This window comes from Microbacterium sp. Bi128 (assembly GCF_918698205.1).
On record NZ_CAKKMM010000229.1, the window covers coordinates 1 to 6399 of the forward strand.

Genomic DNA, 6399 nt, shown 5'->3' on the forward strand with positions numbered 1-6399 from the left:
CCCTGGCCGATGCCTGAAGTGCGGATCCAGGTATCCACAGCCGGGGTGGTGGGGGCATGAACAACACCCCCCGGGCGCTGAACCGCGTACTGATTGGCATCCTTGGCATCCTGCTCCTCGCCGTCGGCGTCCTCCTGATACTGCTTGCAAGCGTCCCGGCCGTGGGCGTGTGGTGGCATGAGTGGGCCGGCGGCGTCCTGAGCTTCTGGCTCGATTTGTTCGAACGGACGCAATTCCCCCGCCGCCAGGGGAGCTGGCTGTGGCTTGCCATCTGCGTGGCGCTGCTGGTGGTGATTGGCCTGATGATCGCCTGGATTGCCCAACAGGGTACGGGCCGGACCAGCCTGCTCGTGGCAGAGGAGGACCCGGGTGAGGTGCCCGGCAACGTCGGAATCAGCGGCGGCGTGGCGGAGCAGACTCTCCGCGCGGCGCTGGCGGACCGGCCCGACCTGGCCGGCGTCACGGTCGCCGCCTACAAGATCAGCGGTGAGCCGGCCCTCAAGATCCGGGTGGAACCGCGCCAGGGCGTCGCCCCGCACCGGCTCGCCGCCGAAGTTTCCGCCCTGGTAGAGGCGCTCGACGCGGTGATCGGCAAACGCACCCCGGTGCTGATCCACATCGGATCCGGCGCGCGGTCGCGGTTCGGCCGTTCCGAGCGGGTCCGCTGAGGTGGCCGGCCGGCGGGCCACGGAATCTCCTTTGCATAAAGGTTTCATGTAAACGCTTGCATTCCGGACTGCCTGTTGATTACTGTGATGGTCGGCACACCATCAGTACGGCCGTTTTTCACCGGTACTCAGCGAGGAGCACTCCAGTATGAAAACCCGCAATTTCCTACTTCCCGTCGCCACGGCAGGCATTTTGGCTATCACCCTTTCGGCGTGTGGCGGCGGAGGTGGCGGCACTACCAGCGGCAGCGACGCCGCCTCGCAGGGCCTGGACGGGCGCGGCCCCATTACTTACGTTCAGGGCAAGGACAACAGCAACGTGGTCCGCCCGCTGATCGACAAGTGGAACGCCGCCCACCCGAACGAAAAGGTCACCTTCAAGGAGCAGACCGACCAGGCCGACCAGCAGCACGACGACCTCGTCCAGCACTTCCAGGCCAAGGACCCCGGCTACGACGTCGCGAGCGTCGACGTCGTCTGGACCGCCGAATTCGCCGCCAAGGGCTGGCTGCAGCCGCTCAAGGACAAGATGGCGCTGGACACCTCGGCCATGCTGAAGCCGACCGTTGATGCCGCTTCCTACAAGGGCACGCTGTATGCGGCACCGGAATCATCCGACGGCGGCATCCTGTACTACCGCAAGGACCTGGTCCCCACGCCCCCGAAGACCTGGGACGAGATGATGAGCATGTGCTCCATCGCCAAGACCAACAACATCGGCTGCTACTCCGGCCAGTTCAAGAAGTATGAGGGGCTGACCGTCAACGCCTCCGAGGCAATCAACTCCGCCGGCGGAGCCGTGCTGGACGAGAACGGCAAGCCCAACCTGCTCACCGCGGAGGCAAAGGCCGGCATGGCCAACCTGACCAAGGCCTACGCAGACGGCTCGATCCCGAAGGAAGCCATCACGTTCCAGGAAGAGGAAAGCCGCCAGGCATTCCAGGACGGCAAGCTGCTGTTCCTGCGCAACTGGCCCTACGTCTACAACCTGGCCACCACCGAAGGCTCCTCCAAGGTCAAGGACGTCCTGGGCATGACCGCACTCCCCGGCAAGACCGGTCCGGGCGCCTCGTCCCTCGGCGGCCACAGCGCCGCGATCAGCGTCTACTCCAAGAACAAGGCCACCGCGGTGGACTTCCTGAAGTTCCTCACCACCGAAGAGACCCAGAAGTTCTTCGCCACGCAGGGTTCGCTCGCACCGGTGCTCGGCAAGCTCTACGACGACAAGGAGCTCGTCGCCAAGCTGCCGTACCTGCCGGTCCTGAAGACCTCGATCGAGAACGCCGTGCCGCGCCCGGTCACCCCGTTCTACCCGGCCGTCACCAAGGCCATCCAGGAAAACGCGTACTCGGCCATCAAGGGCGAGAAGACTGTAGACGCGGCCCTGTCCGACATGCAGAAGTCCATCGAGTCCGCTAGCGCGGGACAGTAGGTCCATCATGGCAACTGAAGTAGGCCCGACGTCGGTCAAGGCACCGGCGTCGGGCGGGGCACCGATCCACCACGCACCCAAGGGTGTTGGGGAGGACAACCGCATCGCGACGCAGGGGCGCTGGGCAGCTTGGCTGCTGGCGCCGACCATCCTCGCATTGTCGGTAGTGATCGTGTATCCGATCATCACCGCCATTGTGATGTCATTCCAGAAGGATGCCGGTCTGGACCCCGCTACGGGTCTCTTCGTTGAGGGTGGCCCGGCCGGCTTCTCGAACTACTACAACTGGATTTTCCAGCAATGCCCGGCACCGTCCGGCGGAACCGTTGACTGCCCGCCGGGAACCCTCGGCGCGCAGTTCTGGTCCGCCACCGGCACCACGTTCTTCTTCACCATCGTGACGGTGGCACTGGAGACCGTGCTCGGCTTCTGGATGGCCGTCATCATGGCACGGGCCTTCAAGGGCCGCAGCCTGGTCCGTGCAGCCGTCCTGGTGCCGTGGGCCATCCCCACCGCCGTGACGGCCAAGCTGTGGCTGTTCATCTTCGCCTTCGAAGGCATCGGCAACAAGCTCTTCAACACCACCGTCCTATGGACCGGCAGCGAATGGCCGGCCAGGTGGGCCGTGATCATCGCGGACGTCTGGAAGACCACGCCGTTCATGGCGCTGTTGATTCTTGCCGGCCTGCAGATGATTCCCGCGGAAGTGTACGAGGCGGCCAAGGTCGACGGCGCCTCAGCCTGGCAGCGGTTCCGGATGATCACCCTGCCGCTGGTGAAACCGGCGCTCATGGTGGCCATCCTGTTCCGCACCCTGGACGCGCTGCGCATGTTCGACCTCCCGTACATCCTGACCGGCGGAGCGAACAACACCACCACGCTCTCCATCCTGGTGATCAACCAGATCAGGCAGGGCTTCAACGCGGCGGCGGCTTTGTCCACCATCACGTTCATCATCATCTTTCTGGTGGCTTTCATCTTCGTGCGCTTCCTCGGAGCGAACGTGGTGGAGCAGCAGACCGGCGCAGGTAAGGGGAAGAAATGACCGCCGCGACGAGCGCCGCAACCGAGCTGCGCGCAGAGCAGGACCGGGGGCGGAAGGCCGCGCAGAACCGCGAGAAGTGGGCCCAGAGCCGGACCTACATCAGTGCGGTCGTGATCCTCTTCTGGTGCCTGGCTCCGGCCTACTGGATGGTGGTGACGGCGTTCCGCGACGTCGGCTACACCTACGACACCTCGATCCTGCCGACTCACATCACGCTGGACAACTTCAAGACGGCGTTCGACACGTCCTTCGGCAACCACTTTGGCCAGGCACTGCTGAACAGCTTGTTCATCGGCACCGTCGTCACCCTGGTGTCGCTGGTGATCGGCGTGTTTGCCGCCTACGCACTGGCCCGCTTGAACTTCAAGTTCAAGTACCTTGTGCTGGGCTTCATCCTGGGCGCTTCCATGTTCCCCGGCGTCGCCCTCATCACCCCGCTGTTCCAGCTCTTCACGAACATCGGCTGGATGGGCACCTACCAGGCCCTGATCATCCCGAACATCTCGTTCGTGCTGCCGCTGACGGTCTACACCATGACCTCCTTCTTCCGGGAGATGCCGTGGGAGCTCGAGGAATCGGCCCGGGTGGACGGCTGCACGCAGGGACAGGCCTTCCGGAAGGTCATCATGCCGCTGGCCGCACCGGCCATCTTCACAACCGCCATCCTGGCCTTCATCTCATCGTGGAATGAATTCCTGATCGCCAGCCAGCTTTCGTCCGACGCAACGCAGCCGGTCACCGTGGCCATTGCGAGCTTCGCCGGTGCGCAGCCGAACCAGATTCCGTACACCGCCATCATGGCTGCGGGCACTATTGTGACCATTCCCTTGGTCATCCTGGTGCTGGTGTTCCAGCGTAAGATTGTCGCGGGCCTCACGGCCGGCGCGGTTAAGTGACTGAGGCGTGATGACTGACGAGCAGAACCAGGGTCACGTGCCGGCGACGCGTCGAAAGGTGCGCTCCGGCGAGGACTTCGACATCATCATCGGGTTCCTCGGCTTTTGGGCCGTGGTGCTGCTGGTGGTCACTGTCTGGATGGAAGTGACCGCCCAGCCAGCCCTCTTCTGGGCCCTGGGTCTGCTCGCCATGTTGCTGGCCCTCTACGGGATGATCCGGCTGCGCCGGCGTTTGCCGCGCCGGACGGCCAGCCGGCACTCCTAGCAGGGGGACAGCAGCCGGGCAGGAGCCGGGCAGCAGCCGGGCAGGATTATTCAGCCGCCGGGGGGAAGGCGGACGCAACACGTCTGCGGGCAGCCGCCAGGCTTCCACGGACCGTTAATTAGGGGGCACAGGTGGCACGGACGGAACGGGCGCAGCGCGGAGGCCACTCGGGCGTCAGCATTGAGGATGTCGCCGCCGCTGCGGGCGTGTCAACGGCCACCGTATCCCGTGCCGTCCGGGGACTGCCCCGTGTTTCCCCGGCAACCCGCGAGAAGATCCTCGGCATCGCCGAATCCTTGGGCTACGTCGCGTCGTCCTCGGCGTCCGGCCTGGCGACGGGCCGGACCAAAACCATCGGCGTCCTGGCCCCGTTCGTCAGCCGCTGGTTCTTCTCCAAGGCCATCGAGGGAGCCGACCGGGAACTCCACTCCCGGCAGTACAATCTTTCCCTCTTCAACCTCGGCGGCCACGGCAGCCACCGTGAACGGCTCTTCAGCAAGACCATGGTCTACAAGCAGATCGACGCCCTGCTGGTCCTCTGCATGGCGCTCACCCACGAGGAAATCGAGCATCTCCAGAAAATCGACATCCCGCTGGTGGTGGTGGGAGGCCACGTCGAGGAGTGCCCCTACATAGGCATCGACGACTACGCCGCGGCCGCCACCGCAGTGCGTCACCTGATCGGGCTGGGCCACACGGACATTGCGCTCCTGCACGGCGACGATGAAACCGACCTCAACTTCGACGTCCCCAGGGTCCGGATCCAGGCTTTCCACGACATCATGGGCGAGGCGCGGCTGCCCGTCCGGGCCGAATGGGACCTCTGGGGGGACTTCACCGTCCGCAGCGGTCAGGAGGCATTCCGCCGCCTCTGGGCCACCGGCGGTCCCAAGCCCACAGCAATCTTCTGCGCCTCCGATGAGATGGCCATGGGCGTCATCTTCGAGGCCAGCAAAGCCGGTGTGCGCGTCCCGGAGGACCTCTCGGTCATCGGCATCGACGACCACGACTTCGCCGAGGCCATGGGCCTGACCACAGTCGGGCAGCGCCCGGACCAGCAGGCCGAACTCGGCACCAAAATGCTGCTGGACGAGCTCGACGGCATTTCCGGCTCCGTGCAGTCCGCTGTGGCGCCGCACCTGCTGATTATCCGGACGACGACGGCGCCGCCGCTGCGCCAGTCCGCGCGGCTCAGCTAGCGGAGTTCGGGCCGCGCTAGGACGCGCGGGCCAGCTGGCGGATCGGCACCCAACGCGAGGCCAGCCGGCGGTAGGCCGCGGCGGCGCCGGTCATGTCCCCCTCCGCCAGGCACTCGATGCCGAGGCGTACGTCCAGCGGCGAATCATCCGGATAGACCTTGTCTGCCACCCCGCCGTAGTCGAGTTCCACTGCCGAGTCCGGGTGGAAGAGCTCAAGCCATTCCGTTAACTGGGTCAGGTCCTCAAGCATGTCGAGATCGGGCGCGGCGAGGGCCAGGTGCGCCACCGCATAGCTCACCCGCTCCAGCGCGTTGCTGATGCCGGCGCGGATGCGGACCGTCACAATGTGGCCGTCGGCTTCGACGACGTCGGTGGGATCCGATTCCTGGAAAAGGCAGAACCAGCTGAACGGAATGCCCCACGTGGACGCCCTGGTGTGGACCCGGCTGAGGCCATCGTGGGCGCGCACCTCATCAATGCGTTCCTGGTGTTTGTCCCGCTGTTCTTCCGGGATCAGCAGCTGGGCCAGGGGACCGTGGATGCCTTCCATCAGGGCATTGGCGGCCAGCCCGGCGCGGAGGACCAGCTGGCTGGGGCAGTACAGCAACCGGTCGGGCTGCGGGGCGGCCGCAGTCCCGGACGTGGCGGCGTCGTGCGCTGCGCCGGACGGGGCCTTCCTGGCCGGGGCGGCGACAACCCGCACCAGATCGGTCCGGCCGGTGGGAAACGGATCCCCGTCGGGCCGGGTGATGCGGCCCAGGGACGCCAGCAGCTCGGCGTTCTCCACAGCCGCGCGGGACGCCTGGCCGGCGCCGGCGGCCCTCAGGGTTTCCTGCTGTTGTTCGGGGAACGCCTCGAGGGGCTCGTAGATCCGGAGCGCGGCAGAGAACGGCA

At 65.8% G+C, this 6399-nt stretch carries 7 protein-coding genes; 6 read left to right on the forward strand and 1 reads right to left on the reverse strand.

The annotated features are described in order from the left end of the window. Positions 1–56: 56 nt before the first annotated feature. From LQV45_RS15455 to LQV45_RS15480, 6 genes are all read left to right on the forward strand, one after another. Positions 57–668 (forward strand): hypothetical protein, encoded by a 612-nt coding sequence (locus LQV45_RS15455; protein WP_230007798.1) that lies wholly within the window; start codon positions 57–59, stop codon positions 666–668. A 148-nt stretch (positions 669–816) separates the two neighbouring features. Then, positions 817–2100 (forward strand): ABC transporter substrate-binding protein, encoded by a 1284-nt coding sequence (locus LQV45_RS15460; RefSeq protein WP_028277787.1) that lies wholly within the window; start codon positions 817–819, stop codon positions 2098–2100. A gap of 7 nt (positions 2101–2107) precedes the next feature. After that, on the forward strand, positions 2108–3145 hold the full coding sequence (locus LQV45_RS15465; protein WP_026266860.1) for a carbohydrate ABC transporter permease: 1038 nt from the start codon (positions 2108–2110) through the stop codon (positions 3143–3145). Continuing rightward, on the forward strand, positions 3142–4041 hold the full coding sequence (locus LQV45_RS15470) for a carbohydrate ABC transporter permease (RefSeq protein WP_223914586.1): 900 nt from the start codon (positions 3142–3144) through the stop codon (positions 4039–4041). The genes LQV45_RS15465 and LQV45_RS15470 overlap by 4 nt, the downstream gene beginning before the upstream one ends. A 10-nt stretch (positions 4042–4051) precedes the next feature. After that, entirely contained in the window at positions 4052–4306 is a 255-nt protein-coding gene (locus LQV45_RS15475) for a hypothetical protein (protein ID WP_079552393.1), read from the forward strand. 131 nt (positions 4307–4437) lie between these two features. Beyond that, positions 4438–5505: a LacI family DNA-binding transcriptional regulator gene (locus LQV45_RS15480; protein WP_230007799.1), complete on the forward strand. Its 1068-nt coding sequence runs from the start codon at positions 4438–4440 to the stop codon at positions 5503–5505. A gap of 16 nt (positions 5506–5521) precedes the next feature. Here the strand turns inward: LQV45_RS15480 and LQV45_RS15485 are convergent. Then, the coding region (locus LQV45_RS15485) for a hypothetical protein (RefSeq protein WP_230007800.1) at positions 5522–6399 on the reverse strand (878 nt) is incomplete at its 5' end.

Bases quoted from the DNA above. Each gene is read 5' to 3' on its own strand.
- LQV45_RS15455 (WP_230007798.1), top strand. From the start codon at position 57: ATGAACAACACCCCCCGGGCGCTGAACCGCGTACTGATTGGCATCCTT.
- LQV45_RS15460 (WP_028277787.1), top strand. From the start codon at position 817: ATGAAAACCCGCAATTTCCTACTTCCCGTCGCCACGGCAGGCATTTTG.
- LQV45_RS15465 (WP_026266860.1), top strand. From the start codon at position 2,108: ATGGCAACTGAAGTAGGCCCGACGTCGGTCAAGGCACCGGCGTCGGGC.
- LQV45_RS15470 (WP_223914586.1), top strand. From the start codon at position 3,142: ATGACCGCCGCGACGAGCGCCGCAACCGAGCTGCGCGCAGAGCAGGAC.
- LQV45_RS15475 (WP_079552393.1), top strand. From the start codon at position 4,052: ATGACTGACGAGCAGAACCAGGGTCACGTGCCGGCGACGCGTCGAAAG.